Origin of the sequence: Aliamphritea spongicola, from assembly GCF_017051665.1 — a bacterium.
Lineage (GTDB): Bacteria > Pseudomonadota > Gammaproteobacteria > Pseudomonadales > Balneatricaceae > Amphritea > Amphritea spongicola.
The window spans coordinates 115,667-135,216 of the sequence record NZ_JAFIDL010000005.1; the positions used below are offsets into that span (position 1 = coordinate 115,667).

Consider the following 19,550-nt stretch of genomic DNA (forward strand, 5'->3'; position numbering starts at 1 on the left):
CTATATATTGGTGCTTAATGTGCTTCACACCACAAGCCGGTTGTGGTGTGAAAGCTTGGTTACCTGTCAGGATGAGTCTGCATCAGCCCCTATAACGTTGGCTTTATCATCGTCGATTTTGTCCTGACGTCTGATTTCGGGGCTTGCAGTTAATGCTGCTGCGCCAGCCTTAGCAATGGTTTGTTGTTGTAAAGCCGCTGCATCCGTTGATTTGTCCAGTTCTTCCGGTTGATCCGGTAATAGAACATGTACAGAGCGGTGTGCGAAGTGAATATCGTTGGCGCTCAGTGCTTCTTTCACAAGGCGATAGGCTTCACGGCGGATAATCCACTGTTCGCCCGGTACACAGGTAAACTTCATACGGAAGATCAGCGCAGATTCCTCAACGCGGATGACGCCCTGGGACTTAAGCGGCAGCAGGAAGTGTGGGCCGTACTCTTCGTGCTCAAGCATTTTCTGACCGACCTTCTTGATCAGTTTGCGTACCTGTTCAACGTTAGTGTCGTAAGCCAGGCGGAATTCCAGTTTCATGGTGATCCAGTCTCGTGAGAGGTTGGTCACGGTGGCCATTTCACTGAAAGGAATTGTTTGTACAGCACCCAGGTGATGGCGCAAACGAATGGAACGAATGGATATCCGCTCTACAGTACCTCGTAGTCCTGCCGCTTCAATGTATTCACCCCGTCGGAATGCATCATCCAGCAGGAAGAAAATTCCGGAGATTACGTCTTGAACCAGTTTCTGTGCACCAAAGCCTACGGCGATGCCGACAATACCGGCACCGGCCAGTAGCGGTGCGATCTCGACGCCGGCAATGCTCAGTACAGTCAGTACGACGCATACCAGAAGGAATACGAGTAAGAAGGAGCGTACAAGTGGCAATAATGTTTCTGAGCGGGTCGCGCCGGCACCGCCGCCTTCACCTTCAAGGCTTGCCATGCCGTTGTCTTCAACAAATGCATCGGCAGGTAAGTGACGCTCAATTGCAGACTGAATGACTTCCCAGATGGCGTAAGCAATCACCAGAACAATGATGACATCAACAGACTTACCAAGCAGGTGTCCCAGATTTGCGGCCAGCATTTCCCATGTGTCGTAACCGAAGCTGTTTATGACGTGGTATAGCACTGCTGAAATAAGGATGGTACGGATCGCAAATAAGGTACGTGTGATAAACGTATCGCAACGGCGCTCGAAAGAGTGGCTTTGCAGCCATGTGATGTCTTTCAGTTTGCTCAGCAGTATGAAAATAATGCGGTCCAGTATAGGGAAGCTGATAGTGATCCACCATGCAGGTGTAATCTGATCTGCCTGGCTGTAATAGCCGAGGAACTCGTTAGCTGCCCAAATCGTCCAGATAATCAGTAACCAGATGCTGATAAGCGTTGGCCACATCTGGCGTACGTTCTGAGTAAACAGGGTGGATGCTTCGCGACCATCGGTGAACAGGTTGGTGATGGGTTTACGGTTCAGCACTACGAACAGAATTGCAATGCTGTTCATGAGCAGACCATTCACAGGCACGATGAGAGCGAACATTATGGCATCTATGCCGAACTGATAGAGCAGCTGCCAGGACGTTGTTGAGATGTTATAAGCCGCGACAAAGCCCACAGACCAGAAATAAAAGCGTCGGGCAAGATGGCACTCAATGTTCATCAGGCGCAGACCGGATGCATGAGGCGCCCAGATAAGCTGAGCAAGAATGGTAAAGGCCCGAATGCTGATGATCATGTTAAGAATGGCAACTAATGCAATCCGGTAGATATCTTCTGTGTCGTACAGTGTGAGTGGGATCAGATAAGCGACCACGCTAAAAACGGCTAACGCTATATAGCTGAACACGCACCGAAGCAGAAGCAGCCCCAGGCTTTGTCGCCAGTCCAGTGAGTTCTGTTCGGTTATGCGGTCACACAGGCGTTTGAGCTTGTAACCGACCAGTGCTTCAACAAACAAAGCGATGATCATCATCGCCGCAAAAGTTAGCAGCAGTTCGGTAAAACCGTCTGTACCCTGACCTTTGGTCATGTTGTGCCACATGGTACCAGTTTGTTCAGACCAGCTGTTAAGGCTGCGGATGAGCTGATCTTTTCTGTCTATTGCGTGTTGCATAAACAGAAAAGACGCCATTTTTTCAGAAGAGTACAAGTATTCATCGTCACCGGAACTGTCAGCGGCAAAGGTCGCTGATGAGACTGATAACAACAATGCAAAGATAAGTGACCAGATTTTAAGCATAGGTACTCTCGTTAATGGTTGGATAGCGGGTTGTGCGCTATTCGCTAACCTCTGAAACTTATTTGATGATGCTGATTTCAGATGTCTTATAGATCGATTGTCCTTGGGGGGCTGGTTTGGGTCAAGTCTTTGATCTTATGAATAGTTAAGGAATAACGTTACCTAAGGAGAGCTGGAAAGTTTGTTTCTGAGTTGTTACAACGCTAATGGGTGTCGATGTTTCGTTTCCGAATTATATGATTTTTACCGTATTTGGATATAATAACAGCCTTTTTATTAAAGTTACTTGGTTCGGGGATTTTCATTTTACTAAGTGACTTTCATTTATGCTGAAATCTGCCACTGAGAAGGCCCTCTAGTGGCGTTCATATTAGGATGTGTTATGTCTTGTCATCAGGCTCTTGTTGCAAAACTGAAGAATCAATCAGCGGTTATAGGTGTCGTTGGGTTAGGGTATGTTGGGTTGCCTTTGATGCTTCGATATTGCTCGATTGGTTATAAGGTTTTAGGCATTGATATTGATGAGTCGAAAGTTTCGGCACTTAACGAAGGTTGTAGTTATATCGAACATATATCATCTGCTGCTATAGCTGAAGCAGTGGACAATGGTTTTGAATCGACAACTGATTTTAGTCGTTCAGCCGAGTGTGATGCGTTGATATTATGTGTACCAACTCCACTGAATAAATATCGTGAGCCTGATATCAGTTTTGTAACGGATACGACAGATGCATTGGTACCTTATCTGAGAGAAGGGCAGGTTGTTTCTCTGGAGAGTACTACTTATCCGGGGACAACAGAAGAAGAGCTGCTACCTCGGCTTGAGTCGAATGGTTTCGTAGTAGGTAAGGATATTTTCCTGGTTTATTCACCTGAGCGTGAAGACCCGGGTAACCCTAATTTTGAAACGAGAACCATTCCTAAAGTTGTTGGCGGGCATACCTCCGATTGTCTTGAAGCAGGTAAGGCGCTTTATCATAAAGCAATTGACCGAGTGGTGCCTGTTAGTTCAACCCAAGCTGCAGAGTTAACTAAACTGCTCGAGAATATTCACAGAGCTGTCAATATAGGCCTGGTAAATGAGATGAAGGTTGTTGCAGATAAGATGGGCATTGATATCTTCGAGGTAGTTGATGCAGCAGCGACAAAACCTTTTGGTTTTACACCTTATTATCCTGGCCCAGGGCTAGGTGGACACTGTATTCCTATCGATCCGTTTTACCTTACCTGGAAGGCCCGTGAATATGGGCTGCATACACGTTTTATCGAGCTGGCAGGTGAGGTTAATACGGCAATGCCTATGTGGGTGGTTACCAAACTGATGGACGGCCTGAACGAGCGTGCTAAATCACTCAAAGGCAGCCGTGTATTAGTACTGGGCATTGCTTATAAGAAGAATGTTGATGATATGCGGGAATCACCTTCTGTTGAAATAATGGAGCTGCTTGAAGAAAAAGGTGCAGTCGTTAGTTACAGCGATCCGCATGTTCCTGAGTTTCCGAAAATGCGTGAGCACTCGTTTGATTTAAAGAGTGTAGTTCTGTCGCAGGAAAGTCTTGCTGAATATGATGCTGTTGTCCTGGCAACTGATCATGATGCATTTGATTACGAAATGATTGCCGCCCATGCTCCGTTACTAGTTGATACGCGTGGTAAATATCGCATGCCACAAAACAATATTATTAAAGCCTGATCTTTGGAGAAGAATTGGATGAAAAAGTTTGCATTGATCGGTGCTGCCGGCTATATCGCACCTCGTCACATGAAAGCGATTAAAGAAACTGGAAATACATTGGTGTGTGGTTATGACACTAATGATTCTGTCGGCATAATTGACAGTATTTCGCCTCAGAGTGAGTTTTTTACAGAGTTTGAACGTTTTTCTGACTTTGCTTGCACACTACAGCGTGTACCCGAAACTGCATTGGATTATGTTGCAGTCTGCTCCCCTAATTATTTGCATAAATCCCATATTGCGGCAGGTTTGAGAATGGGGTGCGATGTTATATGTGAGAAACCTTTGGTGCCATCTGCCGACTTGCTGGATGAGCTGGTCGCGCTGGAAGAAGAAACCGGACGAAAAGTGTTCAATATTCTTCAGCTACGTCATCATCAGGCCATTCTGGATCTAAAGAAGAAAGTTGCGACTGAGCAGCGTGATGAAAAATACGACGTTGAGCTCACATATATTACTTCCCGTGGTAAGTGGTATATGGAGAGCTGGAAAGGGGATCCCCGAAAGTCATTCGGTGTGGCAACAAATATTGGTGTGCATTTTTTTGATATGTTGCATTTTGTATTTGGCGATTTGCAGAAGAATGTTTTGCACTATGCTAATGAGTACAAAGCTGCCGGTTATTTAGAATATGAGAAGGCTCGGGTTCCGTGGTTCTTATCAATTGACGCAAATGATCTTCCTGAAAGTGTTAAGGGGAAACAGCCAACCTATCGCTCGATAACTTGTGAGGGGGATGAAATTGAGTTTTCCGGCGGGTTTACAGATCTGCACACTGTAAGTTACGAAGAGATTTTGGCTGGACGTGGATATGGAATAGAAGATGCCCGTCATTGTGTTGAAACTGTTAACTATATTCGCACGGCGCCAGCAGTGAAAGCTGAGCCGGGCGAAGGGCATCCTTTCCTTAAGCGACTGGTCTGATTATGAACTATCAGGTACATGAAAGTGCAATTGTTGATGATGGAGCGCAGATAGGTGACGGATCCAGAGTCTGGCATTTTGTTCATATTTGTTCTAAAGCGGTTATCGGGAAACGTTGCTCTTTGGGGCAGAATGTTTTTGTTGGTAATGAAGTTATTATTGGTAACGACTGTAAAGTTCAAAATAACGTCTCTGTATACGATAACGTGACACTGGAAGACGGGGTTTTTTGTGGGCCGAGTATGGTTTTCACAAATGTCTATAATCCACGTTCATTGGTTGAACGAAAAAGTGAGTATAGAGATACCCATGTTAAAAAAGGTGCAACGTTGGGAGCTAACTGCACAATTGTTTGTGGAGTTACTGTAGGTTCTTTTGCATTCGTCGGAGCCGGTGCCGTTGTTAATAAAGATGTACCTGATTATGCCCTGATGGTAGGAGTGCCTGCTAAGCAGATTGGTTGGATGAGTGAATTTGGTGAGCAGCTTGACTTGCCTGTCGAGGGCGAGGCAGAAGCTACATGCTCGAAAACAGGGGCTGTTTATAAGCTAGTAGGCAAACAGATGTTAAAGGTAAGTTGTTAATGCAATTTATAGATCTTGCTGCTCAACAGCGCCTGATAAAAGATCGGATTGATAGCGGAATTCAAAAAGTACTTGCTCACGGTAAATATATTCTGGGACCAGAAGTTCACGAGTTAGAAGAGAGGCTTGCCGAGTATACAGGGAGTAAATACTGCATAACTTGTGCTAATGGCACCGATGCATTGCAAATTGCTCAGATGGCTCTTGGTATAGGATCGGGTGATGAGGTAATTACACCAGGTTTTACTTACATTGCGACAGCAGAAACTGTGGCTTTACTGGGGGCTAAGCCTGTATATGTTGATGTTGATCCGCACACATATAATCTTGATCCTGCGAAGCTTGAGCAGGCGGTAACTTCGAAAACTAAAGCGATTATACCTGTATCTTTATATGGGCAGTGTCCTGACATGGATTCAATTAATGCAATTGCTAAAAAATATAAAATAGCAGTAATTGAAGATGCAGCACAAAGCTTTGGTGCAAGTTATAAAGGTAAGAAGTCCTGCAACCTGTCAGATATTGCTACAACCAGTTTTTTTCCAAGCAAGCCTCTCGGTTGTTATGGGGACGGCGGTGCTATTTTTACCAGTGATGATGAGCTCGCACTGAGAATTCGTCAAATTGCAAGACATGGTCAGGATCGCCGATATCATCACGTTCGTGTTGGTGTTAATAGCAGGCTGGACACGCTGCAGGCTGCAATTTTACTTCCTAAGCTTGATCTTCTCGATAAAGAGATTGTTTTAAGGAATAAAGTTGCTTCAGATTATACCTCTATGCTTAATGATATTGGGGTGGTAACGCCGAATAACGTATCACACAATATTAGCGCATGGGCTCAGTATACAATAGAGGTTGAATGTCGGAGCGATGTTCAGAAGATGCTTGAGTCAGAAGGAATACCAACTGCGGTGCATTACCCGATACCACTGAATAAACAGCCAGCTGTCATTGACGTAAATGCCGTGCTTCCGGTTGGGGATCGAATAGCAGAAAGAGTTTTAAGTTTACCAATGCACCCATATATAGAAAAGGATGCCATAGAGAAAATAGTAGATAGTTTTGTGGTTTTTTTTAATGATAGATGTCAGTTGAATTTAAATAGATAAAGAAGAAATTGAAATGCTAAAAGACTTAAAAGGAGGTGGGTGTCTTTCAATCGGAACTGCGTTTTGTCAAGTTGTATCTATTTTAATTTTACCTTGGACAATGCAAAATTATACTCCAGGTGAGTTTGGTTTGTATAGTTTGCTTATGATACTAACGTCTTTGCTATCTGCTATATTTACGTTTAATTCGGAAGTGTTGGTTTTCTCTAAGGAAAGTAAGCTGCACTCAATAAAAATTATAAACGGAAATATTAAACGATGTATTTTGATTGCTGCATGTTTATTATGTGTGGTCTTGATTTTTGGTCGTTATTTTGAGTATCAAAATTACTGGCTGGTTTTGCCTTTTGCTGCATTGGTTCAATCTGTTTTTTTTAATTTATATTATTTAAATAATAAATTTGGTCTATTCGCTAGAATGGCGGTTATGAGTGTGATCAGCTCACTGTGCACATCTATATTGCCAAATGTTGTGCCAATATATGGCGTGATTTCATTGTATCTAAGTTTTGTTTTTGGGCTTTTTATTTCGATTTTGTTAAATTTTCGATTTGTTTTTTTTGTGATAAAAAAATTTAGATGCAAGTATAAATTTGAGAAAATAGGTTTTTATGTTTTCTTACAAAATAGCCTTGATCAAGCAAGTTCCGCAGTAGTTCTTTCGTTTATTGGAACAGGTTATGGTACAGCGATGTTAGGTTATTATGCCTTGGCAACAAGATTGCTTAGTGCTCCGTTAAAGTTTATTTCGAGCTCTTTCTCTCAAGTTTATGCAAGGGAGATGAGTGAGAAGAAGAGTTTGATATTATTTAATAAGTTTTCTAATTTGATGGTCTTTTTTTCAGTGGTTGCTTATTGTGGAGTTAATTTAATTCTGGTTTATGGGGATGGGTTTATTCCGGAGGGTTGGAAGGATGTATCAAAAATAGTTTTGATTTTAACTATTGGGTACTCGATAAGGTTTATAGCTTCAGCACTTTCTCATACCCCTATTATTTATATGAAATTAAAGTTTAATACCAAGCTGGCTATACTTGGTGTTGGTATCAGTATGTTAGTTGTTTTGGTTTCAGTCTGGATGAATTATCACTTTAATACAATGCTCACAATACTGTCGGCATGGTACTTGCTATATTATTTTGGTTGTTTTAAATGGTATAGATTAGTGGTTGAAAGAAATGAAAGATAGAATTGTAAGGCTTATTTATAAATATTTATCACCGCACTATAGAACAGGTAGATATTTTTTTGCTAGTCATAATATCAGGTTTGGCAGTCATACATATATAAACTACCCGAGTAAAATTAAAATGGGTGACGATGTATTTATCGGAAACTTTAATACAATTGATTCATCAGTATCTATAACTATAGGTAAAGGAACACAAATTACCAACTATGTAACAATTTTAAATCATAGTTCACATAATGCTGTAGGAATTCTTAAAGAGGAGTATAGTAATCAAGAAAAGCAAATCCAGGCTATTAGGCAGGGCGGCGTCATTATTGGTGAGTATAGCTTTATAGGTCCTTACAGCTGTATTATGCCAAATAGCAAAATTGGGTCGGGTTGTATAGTTCAAGCGTACTCTTATGTTAATGGGGACTTTCCAGATAATGTTTTAATTGGAGGTAACCCTGCTAGAATATTGAAAAAGCTGGAAAGGCAATGATTATTATATTGGGAAATAGTTATTTCGCATCAAAAATAAGATATGCGCTGAGTGACGTTTCGAATGAAAGAGTGATTTATCTAAATACTAGCGATAATATACAAGATAAGATTGTGTATATGTTGTTAATTCCTTTTGCTAGAGTGGTGTATACAATATCAGGATCAGTAGTGCTGGGAGGGGCGTTACGACTAGCTCTAATTTTTAAAGCAAAAATTTGTCAGCATTTTATAGGTAGTGATGTTACTAAAGCAATAAATGACTACTTAGCTAAAAATGAGTCTGAAAGATTAATTAAAGCAAGTAAATATTTGGTTGAAGTGGACTGGGTTAAAGATGAGGTTGAGCAAAATCTACCTATAAAAGCCTGCGTGGTAAGGCTTCCAGTATTAGAAGATGGTTTTTTTAAAAAGCCGGAAAGTAAGAAAAAGAATCTTCATAGGAAAGTTCTCTGCTATGTTGGGGAAGGTAAAGAAGAGTTTTATGGTATTAATGAAATTTTGGAAGTGTCAAACAAACTGCCACATTTTGAGTTCGTTATAATAGGTTCGACTTGTTCCGATTATAAAGATAGTTTTAATGATAATGTTACTTGTCTGGGGTGGGTTGAGTCAGTAAAAGAGTTAATGGAAAAATGTGGTATTTATTTGAGAATAACGGAGCATGATGGACTTCCTTTTTCTGTAATAGAAGCGTTATCTAATTCAATGTATGTGGTATATAATAGACCATTTCCACATTGCCGATTGGCAAAAAGCTCTGATGAGATTGTAAAAGAATTAACGATATTGGACGATAGAATTGAAGTTGTTGGCGAAAACTCCATGGGTAGAGATTTTGTCAGTGAACGTTTTACTTATAGTGCATGTGCTTCAAATATAATAAAGATATTAGATGCTTAATTTGATGGTATGATGAATACAATACGAAATTTTTTACTTAAGTTTATTCCGTTTTCTCAGGTTCTTTTGAAAAGAATTGCCAGCTTGTTTATGAAGAAGCGAGTTGTTGTTGTTTTTTCTGGGGGGAAAACAGGGACAACATTCAATATTATAAGTAAGTTGGTCGATAGAAAGTTTAGTGTTGTTGTTGTAACTGATAAAAAGAAAATTTTTGAAGCATCGTTGGCATCGAAACTAATTTTAGTTAACTATGAAAATTTTGATGTGGATCTCGTACGTAATGAGTTAGAGAGGTTTAAGGTTGAAGGTGTTTTGACAGGCTGTGGAGAACACTATCTATCAGCAAGCTCAATACTGTCGAAACGATTAGGTGTACGCTCGATTGGACTAAATAGTGCTGAAGTTAGTAATGATAAATCATTAATTCCTCAAAAGTTAAAGACTATAAACTCTAAGTGTTCATTAAGCGTAAAAGAACATTGGAAATATATAAAGAATTACAGCCAGAAATGTGTTATTAAACCCGTTGATGGTGCGGGTAATTTGGGTGTTAAGGTTTTTAATTCAGGGTGCGATGCGTTAGCTTACTGTGAAGATTTGAAAGGGGCGGATGAAGAATATATTTTTGAAGAGTTCGTCGAGGGTGATCAGTTTGATATTGAGGGGATTTCTATTGATGGAAAACATTTTCCCTTCTCAGTAACTTTAGAGAAATATTTATCAGATGATAGTGGTGTGGTGCATACACATTGGTTTTTATTTGATCCTTTAATAAGTGAAAATCTACGTAAAAAACTATTTGATTTTGCGACAATATTTTTAGACGAAGTTGGTGTGATAAATGGAGCTTGGCATTTAGAGGCTAAAATTGATTTTAAGGAAAATATTTATTGGATAGATTTTGGTAACAGGACTGGTGGATCATTCGAGTATACATTAGAAGAGGTATTTGGTTATCCATTCTTAGATAATTATATAAACTCGATGATTGAGGATGATTTACTGCCGGTTCGGGAAAAAAGAATTAAAAAATTGCGGGTTTATCCAACATCAGAAGATGAGTTTGTAAAGTTGACGTATTTGTCAAAGTCTTATGAGGTTGATTTTAATGTATTAAGTTATCCTGTAAGAGAGAGTTATGGTTCTTTAGAGTTTGAATCACAAGATGGAAGGGTTTTATTTGAGCTTCTCGATTTTTATAACAAAGAAATACATAAGTCTGAGAGTGATGTTGTTTTTAATAAGGCGTTATTTGAGTATTAATGAATGAGTAACTATACGCTTTTTTTGGTTAAAGATATTTTCTTGTCAGGTAAGAAAAATGTAGGTATGCCTTCTTTATATATGTTGCTCAATACGTATGAAGAGTTAGGTGGAAAAGGAGCAGTTTTTACTACTGAGAAAAAGTCTAATATTAATGATTCTAGTTTGATGGATTATTTTTTCTTCAGGCCTTTAGTTAGCATTGGAGAGAGAAAGGTATTAAAGTTTGTGTGGGGCATAATAGAGTATTTATATTATAATATTATTTATTTCACATTTGCTTTCAGGCTTTTAAGAAAAGTAAAAGGTAATAAAGTTGTTTATACAACAATAGAGTTTTCACTGTCTGCTTACTTGTTGTCATTGTTCTTTAAAGATCTGAAAACTATTGTGCGGTTCTATGGGGTTTTCTCTTCACCTTACTTAGGTGAAAAAAGAAGAATGTTAGCACTTTACCAAGAAGTACTAGCATTTAAGCTTCCTGCTGATAAATATATAATTACTAATGATGGTACATCAGGAGATAGTTCGGCGGCTTATTTTAAAGTTCCCAAAGAGAAAGTTTGGTTTGTAGTAAATGGGGTGTCAGAACACGCAAATAATATTGATATTAACAGCATTCGTGAAATGTATGATGTTAAAGAAAATGAGTTTTTTTTATTCTGTGCGTCAAGATTAGTAGGGTGGAAAAGAGTTGATCGTATAATTAGAGCTGTAAAAAATATGCCAGGAATTAAACTGGTTATTGCTGGGGATGGTGATATGAAAGAGTATTATGAAAGTATATCAGATCCAGAAAATACTAGATTTATAGGTTTTATTAATAATGACGAAGTAAGCTCTATTATGCGGAGCTGCGATTTATTTGTTTCTTTATATGATTTGTCGAATGTAGGGAATCCTTTGCTTGAAGCTTTATGGTGTGGACAAGCAATATTGACATACAATAGTGGAAGAACATCGGATTTTATAATAGATGGTTATAATGGTAGTTTAGTTTCATCATCGAATAATGAAGATCAAATTGTTCGTGATGTTATTAATAGAATCACTGTGTTAAAAAATACTCCTGAGAAAGTAAGATTGCTTAATTTAGGTGCGAAAGAATATGCTAAAAATAATCTTTTACCTTGGAAGGAGCGACTTTCATTGGAATGTCAGGTTATTCAAAGCATATAAGTGGCTATGCATAAGAAATCATATGTTTTAATGGGTGATGCAGGTTCTCCTCATTTGTTTAAGTGGTATTTAGCATTATCACGAAACTTTGAAGTTTTTGTTGTTTCTTGGCATGACTCTAAAGATTATGTATATGAAAATCATATATCATTATCTGTCGGAAAGCTTAATCCAAGAGGTAAGTGGGCTTACTTATATCGATTATTTAAGTTGATACTAGTTATACGAAAAATTTCACCTGATTTTGTAAATGCTCATTTTCTTACTAGTTATGGTTTTTTAGCTTCGATTGCAAAAATTTTTGTTAAATTCAAATTTGTGGCTTCAGCATGGGGTACTGATATCTTAATAACTCCCAAAAAGAATTTCTTGCTGGAGAGTATTACAAAATTTGTATTGAATAGATCTGACGTCATTACTTCCGATAGTTGTTCTGTGTCGACTGAAATTGAAAAGTTAAGTAAGAATTGCGAATTAATTACTTTTCCAATGGGGATTCGCAAAGAGATAATAGTTGAAAATGTAAAAAAAAATAACAGTTTTACATTTGTTAGTGCTCGAACATTAATTAAAAACTCAAATGTTGATGAGATTATATACTCCTTTAGCGATTTGGTAAAAGAAAATATTGACGCTCAGTTGATTATAACAAATGATGGACCAGAACGGCGAAAGCTAGAAGATTTGGCTAATCAGTTGGAGTTAGAAGATCATGTCACTTTTTTAGGATATTTATCTGAAAATGAATTGTTAGCTGTTATGAGAAGCTCACATACTTTTGTAACTGTTCCAACTAGCGATGCGTTATCTGTATCATTGATGGAAGCTTTAGCAAGTGAAATGCTAATCATTGCATCTGATTTGCCATCAAACCGAGAAATATTATCCAATAAAAACGCTTTTTTTGTATCGGATGTGAAGTCTGATTTGGCAACGTGTATGAAGTTTTGCATGAATGTTAATTATATAGATAAACAGCAAGTTTTTGATTTCAATAGAAGTGCTTTGAATGAAAAGTATTTGTGGGATAATAATATTAAGTCGCTTTTTTTGAAGCTTGATGAGCTAGAGGGTTAACTATGAAAATCGTTACAGTGTTAGGTGCTAGGCCTCAGTTTATTAAAGCTGGAACCGTAAGTAGAGTCATTTCATCGTATAGCGATATCCAGGAAATTATTGTTCATACTGGACAGCATTACGATTCAAATATGAGTGATGTTTTTTTTGATGAATTAAAAATACCTAAGCCAGCCTATAATTTGGGTATTTCTTCCAAAAGTCATGGTGCAATGACGGGAAGAATGATTGAAGAAATTGAAAGTATTTTAATCAAGGAAAAGCCTGATTACGTATTAGTTTACGGTGATACAAATTCAACATTAGCTGGTGCACTAGCTGCTGCTAAGTTGCAGATTAAAGTTGCACATGTAGAGGCTGGTTTGAGAAGTTTTAATAAGAAAATGCCGGAAGAAATAAATAGAATCTTGACTGATAATATTTCAAACCTTCTTTTTTGTCCTACAGAGTCTGCTGTGTTGAATTTGAATAATGAAGGAGTAAAGTCTTGGGGAGGGCGGCCAAAGCATTTTCTTGTGGGAGATGTGATGCAGGATGGAGCATTTTTTTATAGTCAGTATGCCAGTAAACCCATAAATTATGATCTCGCTGATAAATATGTACTTTGTACTATACATAGAGCTGAGAATGTTGACTCTGAAAAAAAACTTATTGAAATTATTTCAGCACTTAATGCTATATCAAAAAAAGTACAAGTTATTTTACCATTGCATCCTAGAACAAAAAATAAATTAATAGAGTTAGAAATAGATTTATCTAATTTTCTAATCATGAGTCCATTGGGTTACTTAAATATGATTTGGCTCATAAAAAATTCACTTTGTGTTATTACTGATAGTGGTGGATTGCAAAAAGAAGCATTTTTCTTTGAGAAAATATGCTTGACGATTAGGGACGAAACCGAATGGGTTGAGCTGGTTGAGCATGGCGTTAATTTTTTAGTAGGTACATCCAAGAAATCAGTTTTAGAGGTGTTTAATAATTTACAAAGTTTGGACGTTGAGTTTGATCAAAGTATATATGGTGATGGCTTGTCTAGTTGTAAAATTATATCTGCTTTGATAGAAGATTATAATTGATTTTTAGTTTGTACTAAGTTTTTTAATAATCTTTGATTGTGTTATATTAATTTTGCTAGCTGGTTTTTTATAGCTGTTTATATCGTGAATATTGTATTAGAAAAAATATCACTAGTATTAATCTTAGGTTATATGTAATTGCAAGACTAGATTGATATGTATGTTTAACCTTTTTAAGTTGTTTAATTATGCCAAGAAAATTAGATTTTATACCTTATGCACGACCTGTTTTAGATGAAGAGGAAGTTTCAGAGGTCGTTGATACATTGCGCTCTGGCTGGTTAACAACCGGCCCGAAGGTGAATAAATTTGAAGCAATGTTTTCTGATTTTATTGGATGTAAGTATGCTTTAGCAGTAAATTCTGCAACAGCAGGGCTTCATTTAGCATTAGAGGCAATCGGTATAAGTCCTGGTGATAAAGTCATTACTACCGTGCATACTTTTACAGCTACTGCCGAAGTTATTAGATATCTTGGGGCAGAGCCTATTTTTGTTGATATTGAAAGTGATAGTTATAATATTAGTCCTGAATGTATTGAAAATGTGTTATTAACGCATACAGGTGTTAAAGCAATTATCCCTGTTCATTATGCTGGTCAGGCTGCTAATATTACTAAAATTACTGAAATTGCCCATAAGTATTCAATTAAAGTTGTTGAAGATGCTGCTCACGCTTTACCTTCTACTAGTAATAATCGGATGATCGGTAGTATTTCTGACGCCACTGTTTTTAGCTTTTATGCAAATAAAACAATAACAACTGGTGAAGGTGGAATGGTTACAACTAATAATAAAGAAATATCAGATAGAATTAAGGTAATGCGGCTACATGGTATTAATCGTGATGCATTTGATAGGTTTACAAGTAATAAACCTAGTTGGTATTACGAAGTTATTGCTCCAGGCTATAAGTATAATATGATGGATATGTGTGCAGCAATTGGAATTCATCAGTTACGGAAAGCCTACTCATATCAAGAAAAACGAGCAGTAATTGCAAAAAAATATAGCGATGCTTTTGAGATGTTGCCTGTTATTACTCCTAAGCATGTTGCTGCTAATGATATACATGCATGGCACATATATTCATTACAATTAGATGATGACTCTAATACTATATCGCGAGATGATTTTATAAAAAAAATGATGGGTTTAGGAGTGGGAACGTCAGTTCATTATATCCCGTTGCATAGAATGCCATATTGGAAAAAAAAGTATCATCTTGAGGATCATAATTTTCCTGTTTCTTCTAAAGTTTCAAATCAACATGTTAGTCTACCGATATTTCCTTCTATGACCGATTGCGAAGTTGATCATGTCATAACCGCAGTAAAAAATATTTTGTTGAGATAGACTACTTAAAGTTGCAGTTACGCAATGTACTTTTATGGATATTCTATAGTCGTGTTACTTTAAAGAATATCAATTTTTGTTTGTATACATTTTGCTATTCAAAAAGTAAATAAGGTTTCGACATGAGTGTTTGGTACTTACATCATTATGCAGGCCACCCAAAAGTTGGCATGTCTTTTCGGCCTTACTATTTAGCGCGTGGTATACAGGATCTTAACGAAGATGTCGTTGTTTTTGCTGCTAGTTATCATCATTTAAAAAAAAATAATGGGATGCAAAAGAAACAGGCAGTTATTGAAAATGTTGATGGGGTTTCTTATTGCTGGATCAAAACAAGAGCATATAAGGGAAACGGTTTAGCACGAGTTTTAAATATGTTGCAGTTTGCAATTTCATTACTATTTTTGAATCCGGTTTGTCGATTTAATTTTGACAAGCCTAAACACATTATCGTTTCCTCTGCACATCCGTTTCACTTTTTAGCTGGTTGGCTATATTCGAAGCGTTATGGCTCCACGTTATCGTTTGAAATAAGAGATATTTGGCCTCTAAGTTTGACTAATTTACTCGGCTTGTCTCCTTATCATCCTTTTTGCTTATTGTTGAAATTTTTTGAATTAATTGCCTATAAATATTCTGATTTAGTGATTTCTGTTTTACCTAATGGCATAGAGTACTTAAAAAACAAAGGTGTTTCTGAATCTAAGTATTTGTATTTGCCTAATGGTATATACTTGTCAGATAAGTCAAAAGAATGTGACTTGACTCAACATGACCATCAGGTTTTGCAAAAGATGAAAAAAATTTGTTCAAGTTTTGAACAGGTTTTTTTGTATGCAGGAGCGCATGGTATTCCTAATAATCTGCAAATATTAATTGAGTCAATGCAATATGTATCAGAAAACTATGCATTAGTTCTCGTTGGTGATGGTGAGTTAAAACAGTGCCTTTATTCAGTAGCGCTAGAACATGATTTGAAAAATGTTTTTTTTCTCGATAAAGTCAGCAAAAGCTGTACAAGTCAACTTATTAAAGAGTCAGATGTTTGTGTTATTTCTGCAAAAAAATCTCCCTTATACAAATATGGGGTTAGTATGAATAAGCTTTTTGACTACATGCTTGAAGCTAAGCCTGTTTTATTTGCAATTGACTCTCCAAATAGCGTAATTGAACAATCAGGAGCAGGCATTGTGGTTCCAAGTAACTTGGCTAAAGATATATCTATTGGTATGGAGCAATTGGCTAGAATGAATAAAGATGAAAAAAATAAAATGGGTTTGCTTGGCCGACACTTTGTTTTAAAAAATCATTCTTTTTCAGTACTAGCTAAAAAACTACTAACATCGCTTAATAAAATTTAGTGGGCTTACTTTATGCTATATTTATATCTCTCTATATTTTTGTTAACAGCTGTATCTTCATGGTGCTTAACAGCTTTGATTTATAAATATGCTTTACGTAATAATATAATAGATGTTCCTAACGAAAGAAGCTCTCATACAGTACCTACTCCTAGAGGGGGGGGGGTAGCCGTTATTATTTCATATTTCTTTGCATGTACAGCTTTTTTTATATTTGAGTTATTACCATTTTATAGTTTACTCGCGTTTGTTTTTGGTAGTGTATTAGTGGCATTCATTGGCTTTTTAGATGATCTCGGTCATATATCAGCTAAATGGCGTCTTACAGTTCACTTTTTCTCGGCTTCTATTTTTGTTTTTACGCTGAATTATTTTCCAAATTTATTATTTTTTGGTTATACAATCGATTTTTCATATTTTGGTGCAGTGCTCGGCATTTTTTATATTGTTTGGATTCTTAATCTTTTTAATTTCATGGATGGAATTGATGGATTAGCCAGTATAGAGGCTTTATTTGTCTGTATAGGGGCTGTTATCTGTGGTTTAATAGCTAATGATGGTGGATTTCTTAACTCTTCTATTATATTAACTATACTATTTTTTTCAATTTTAGGTTTCTTGTCTTGGAATATTCCTCCTGCGAAAATTTTCATGGGAGATGCATGTAGTGGGTTTCTTGGTTTTATCATGTCAACTGTTTCTGTCTTAGCTACACTTGAAAATAATATTTTATTTTGGTGTTGGATTACCTTGTTAGCTGTTTTTATTTCAGACGCTACAAGCACACTGGTTCGTCGTTTACTGGGGGGGGAAAGTATTCATATTGCTCATCGAAGTCATGCCTATCAACATGCCGCACAATACTTTGGTTCTCATAAAGTTGTTGTTAAATATGTCATTATGATTAATATTTTATGGCTTCTACCTCTTTCTATTCTTATTGCTTTTGAAGTTCTTGATGGCTTCTTTGTTTCTTTTGTCGCTTATGTTCCAGTTATTTTTTTGGTGAATAAGTTTGGAGCAGGTTTTGATTCTTTTGAATCGCCGAGTAAGATTTTTAACAAAGAGTAATTTAGATGTTATCTGCTGTGTTAAATATGTCTAGGAACAAAAAAAAATTATGTTTTTTGTTTTTTGATTTCTTGGTTTTACCTTTTTCATGCTGGTTGAGTTTTGCGCTACGGTATGGAGATATGATGGCTAAGGATTTCATTCACTGGCCTTCATATGTTTTAGCCCCTTTAGTTGCAATTCCTATATTTATAAAAATGGGGCTGTATAGAGCTGTTGTGAGGTATATAGGCTATCAGGCTCAATGGGTAATTATTAAAGCTGTTACTCTATCTATATTAGTTTGGGCTGTTTTTACTTACTTTTTAGCTATTGAGCAAAGCACCCCCAGATCTGTCATATTTATTTTTTGGTTTATTGTTATTTTTGCAGTAGGCGGTAGCAGAATGATTGCCAGATGGATCATTCTTTACAATTTTCCTGGTGGAGAGCAAAAGGCAAAACGTCAATCTGAGAGGGTACTTATATATGGTGCAGGCTCTGCAGGTCGGCAGTTAGCTACAGCGTTATATCATTCCGAAGAGTTTTTATCCATTGCTTATGTTGATGATGATGAGAATCTTTCGGGTTTAGACGTTAATGGACTCAGAGTTTATACGTCATCAGAAATCACTGCTTTGGTAGAGAGATACGATGTAGATTCCATCCTATTGGCAATTCCTTCGGCTTCGCGGGTCCGACGTCAGTCGGTAGTCGATTCTTTGAGTAATCTTCAAATCCGCATTCTTACCCTTCCCGGCCTTTCCGACTTAGCTGGAGGCAAAGTCACCATCAGTGACGTCCGTGAAATCGATATCGCCGATCTGCTTGGCAGAGAGGAAGTTAAGCCCCATCAGACATTGCTTGACCGCTGTATACGCAACCAGAATGTGCTTATAACCGGTGCGGGTGGTTCTATCGGTTCAGAGTTATGCCGGCAAATCATTGCGCAGCAACCAACTACCGTTGTTATCTATGAGTTAACAGAATTTGCGTTATACAGCATTGAACGTGAGCTTCGGCTTATACTGCCTGAAGACATTCAGCTGATACCGATTCTGGGTAATGTTTTGGATAAAGCATTGCTGGAACAAGTTATGAATGGGTACGCAATTGATACTGTTTACCATGCTGCTGCGTATAAGCATGTGCCTCTGGTGGAAGCGAATATTCTGTCAGGGATTCGTAATAACTTGCTGGGTACCTGGTATACCGCTGAAGCTGCAATTAACTGCGGCGTTAAAAACTTTGTTCTGATTTCTACTGATAAAGCTGTACGGCCTACCAATGTTATGGGGGCCAGTAAGCGTTTTGCTGAGCTGGTTCTACAGGGCCTGGCGCTGCGGGAAAAAGATACCTCTGCGATTCGTTTCGCCATGGTGCGTTTTGGTAACGTGTTGGGGTCCTCCGGTTCTGTTATTCCGCTGTTTAAGCAGCAGATTCAGGATGGTGGTCCTGTTACCGTGACGCATCCGGAGATTACCCGTTACTTTATGACCATTCCTGAAGCAGCCTGCCTGGTACTTCAGGCGGGTTCTATGGGATGTTCCGGGGATGTATTTGTACTCGATATGGGCGAGCCTGTTAAGATCAAATCTTTGGCAAAGAAAATGATCAATTTGTCCGGGCACTCAGTGAAAGATGATGCAAATCCGGACGGTGAGATTGAGATTGTTTTTTCCGGTTTACGTGACGGTGAAAAACTCTATGAAGAGTTGCTGATTGGCGATAACGTTCAGCGTACTGAGCATGAGATGATCATGCGGGCATCCGAAGTGATGCTGAGCTGGGATGAGTTAGAGACTGTGTTAGCTGATATGAGTTGTGCTCTGGATGAGTTCGATTATGATCGTGTCCGGACTGTTTTGTTAAATGTAGTGAATGGTTATAACCCGCAGCATGAGATTCGGGATTTAATCTATTCAAAACAGCAGCAACGTATTGAGTCTGAAGCGCAGAAGCTTCACTAGGCAGTACTATCAACAGTAGAATACACAGAACTGTTGGTTAATCAGGAG

The 19,550-nt window shown here is 37.9% G+C and carries 16 protein-coding genes; 15 read left to right on the plus strand and 1 reads right to left on the minus strand.

From position 1 onward, the window contains the following. Window positions 1-66: 66 nt before the first annotated feature. On the minus strand, window positions 67-2,238 hold the full coding sequence (locus JYB63_RS15490) for a mechanosensitive ion channel family protein (protein WP_205658803.1): 2,172 nt from the start codon (window positions 2,236-2,238) through the stop codon (window positions 67-69). Between the two features lie 382 nt (window positions 2,239-2,620). Between JYB63_RS15490 and JYB63_RS15495 the strand changes: the two genes are divergently transcribed. From JYB63_RS15495 to JYB63_RS15565, 15 genes are all read left to right on the plus strand, one after another. Then, entirely contained in the window at window positions 2,621-3,931 is a 1,311-nt protein-coding gene (locus JYB63_RS15495) for a nucleotide sugar dehydrogenase (RefSeq protein WP_205658804.1), read from the plus strand. A gap of 18 nt (window positions 3,932-3,949) precedes the next feature. Beyond that, window positions 3,950-4,897, plus strand: a complete 948-nt coding sequence (locus JYB63_RS15500; RefSeq protein ID WP_205658805.1) for a Gfo/Idh/MocA family oxidoreductase — start codon at window positions 3,950-3,952, stop codon at window positions 4,895-4,897. Between the two features lie 2 nt (window positions 4,898-4,899). Beyond that, entirely contained in the window at window positions 4,900-5,481 is a 582-nt protein-coding gene (locus JYB63_RS15505; RefSeq protein ID WP_205658806.1) for an acyltransferase, read from the plus strand. Beyond that, the gene (locus JYB63_RS15510; RefSeq protein WP_205658807.1) at window positions 5,481-6,593 is read left to right on the plus strand and encodes a DegT/DnrJ/EryC1/StrS family aminotransferase; all 1,113 of its coding nucleotides are present in this window, start codon (window positions 5,481-5,483) and stop codon (window positions 6,591-6,593) included. Before JYB63_RS15505 ends, JYB63_RS15510 begins: the two co-directional genes overlap by 1 nt. 13 nt (window positions 6,594-6,606) lie before the next feature. Beyond that, window positions 6,607-7,782: a lipopolysaccharide biosynthesis protein gene (locus JYB63_RS15515; protein ID WP_205658808.1), complete on the plus strand. Its 1,176-nt coding sequence runs from the start codon at window positions 6,607-6,609 to the stop codon at window positions 7,780-7,782. Next, a complete protein-coding gene (locus JYB63_RS15520; RefSeq protein ID WP_205658809.1) occupies window positions 7,772-8,266 on the plus strand; it encodes an acyltransferase in 495 nt (164 codons plus the stop codon). Before JYB63_RS15515 ends, JYB63_RS15520 begins: the two co-directional genes overlap by 11 nt. Continuing rightward, window positions 8,263-9,168: a glycosyltransferase gene (locus JYB63_RS15525; RefSeq protein ID WP_205658810.1), complete on the plus strand. Its 906-nt coding sequence runs from the start codon at window positions 8,263-8,265 to the stop codon at window positions 9,166-9,168. The genes JYB63_RS15520 and JYB63_RS15525 overlap by 4 nt, the downstream gene beginning before the upstream one ends. Before the next feature lie 66 nt (window positions 9,169-9,234). After that, the gene (locus JYB63_RS15530) at window positions 9,235-10,431 is read left to right on the plus strand and encodes an ATP-grasp domain-containing protein (protein ID WP_205658811.1); all 1,197 of its coding nucleotides are present in this window, start codon (window positions 9,235-9,237) and stop codon (window positions 10,429-10,431) included. Between the two features lie 3 nt (window positions 10,432-10,434). Beyond that, window positions 10,435-11,610 carry a glycosyltransferase family 4 protein gene (locus tag JYB63_RS15535; RefSeq protein ID WP_205658812.1) on the plus strand — a complete coding sequence of 392 codons (1,176 nt, stop codon included), beginning with the start codon at window positions 10,435-10,437 and terminating at the stop codon, window positions 11,608-11,610. A gap of 6 nt (window positions 11,611-11,616) precedes the next feature. Further along, window positions 11,617-12,687, plus strand: coding sequence for a glycosyltransferase (locus JYB63_RS15540; protein WP_205658813.1), 1,071 nt, complete (start codon window positions 11,617-11,619; stop codon window positions 12,685-12,687). A 2-nt stretch (window positions 12,688-12,689) separates the two neighbouring features. Beyond that, entirely contained in the window at window positions 12,690-13,766 is a 1,077-nt protein-coding gene (gene wecB, locus JYB63_RS15545) for a non-hydrolyzing UDP-N-acetylglucosamine 2-epimerase (RefSeq protein ID WP_205658814.1), read from the plus strand. Between the two features lie 188 nt (window positions 13,767-13,954). Continuing rightward, complete coding sequence (locus JYB63_RS15550) at window positions 13,955-15,121, plus strand: DegT/DnrJ/EryC1/StrS family aminotransferase (protein ID WP_205658815.1); 1,167 nt, start codon at window positions 13,955-13,957, stop codon at window positions 15,119-15,121. A gap of 122 nt (window positions 15,122-15,243) precedes the next feature. Then, window positions 15,244-16,482, plus strand: coding sequence for a glycosyltransferase family 4 protein (locus tag JYB63_RS15555; RefSeq protein WP_205658816.1), 1,239 nt, complete (start codon window positions 15,244-15,246; stop codon window positions 16,480-16,482). A gap of 12 nt (window positions 16,483-16,494) precedes the next feature. Beyond that, on the plus strand, window positions 16,495-17,553 hold the full coding sequence (locus JYB63_RS15560) for an MraY family glycosyltransferase (RefSeq protein WP_205658817.1): 1,059 nt from the start codon (window positions 16,495-16,497) through the stop codon (window positions 17,551-17,553). Between the two features lie 122 nt (window positions 17,554-17,675). Continuing rightward, window positions 17,676-19,502, plus strand: coding sequence for a polysaccharide biosynthesis protein (locus JYB63_RS15565; RefSeq protein WP_243432013.1), 1,827 nt, complete (start codon window positions 17,676-17,678; stop codon window positions 19,500-19,502). Window positions 19,503-19,550 lie beyond the last annotated feature (48 nt).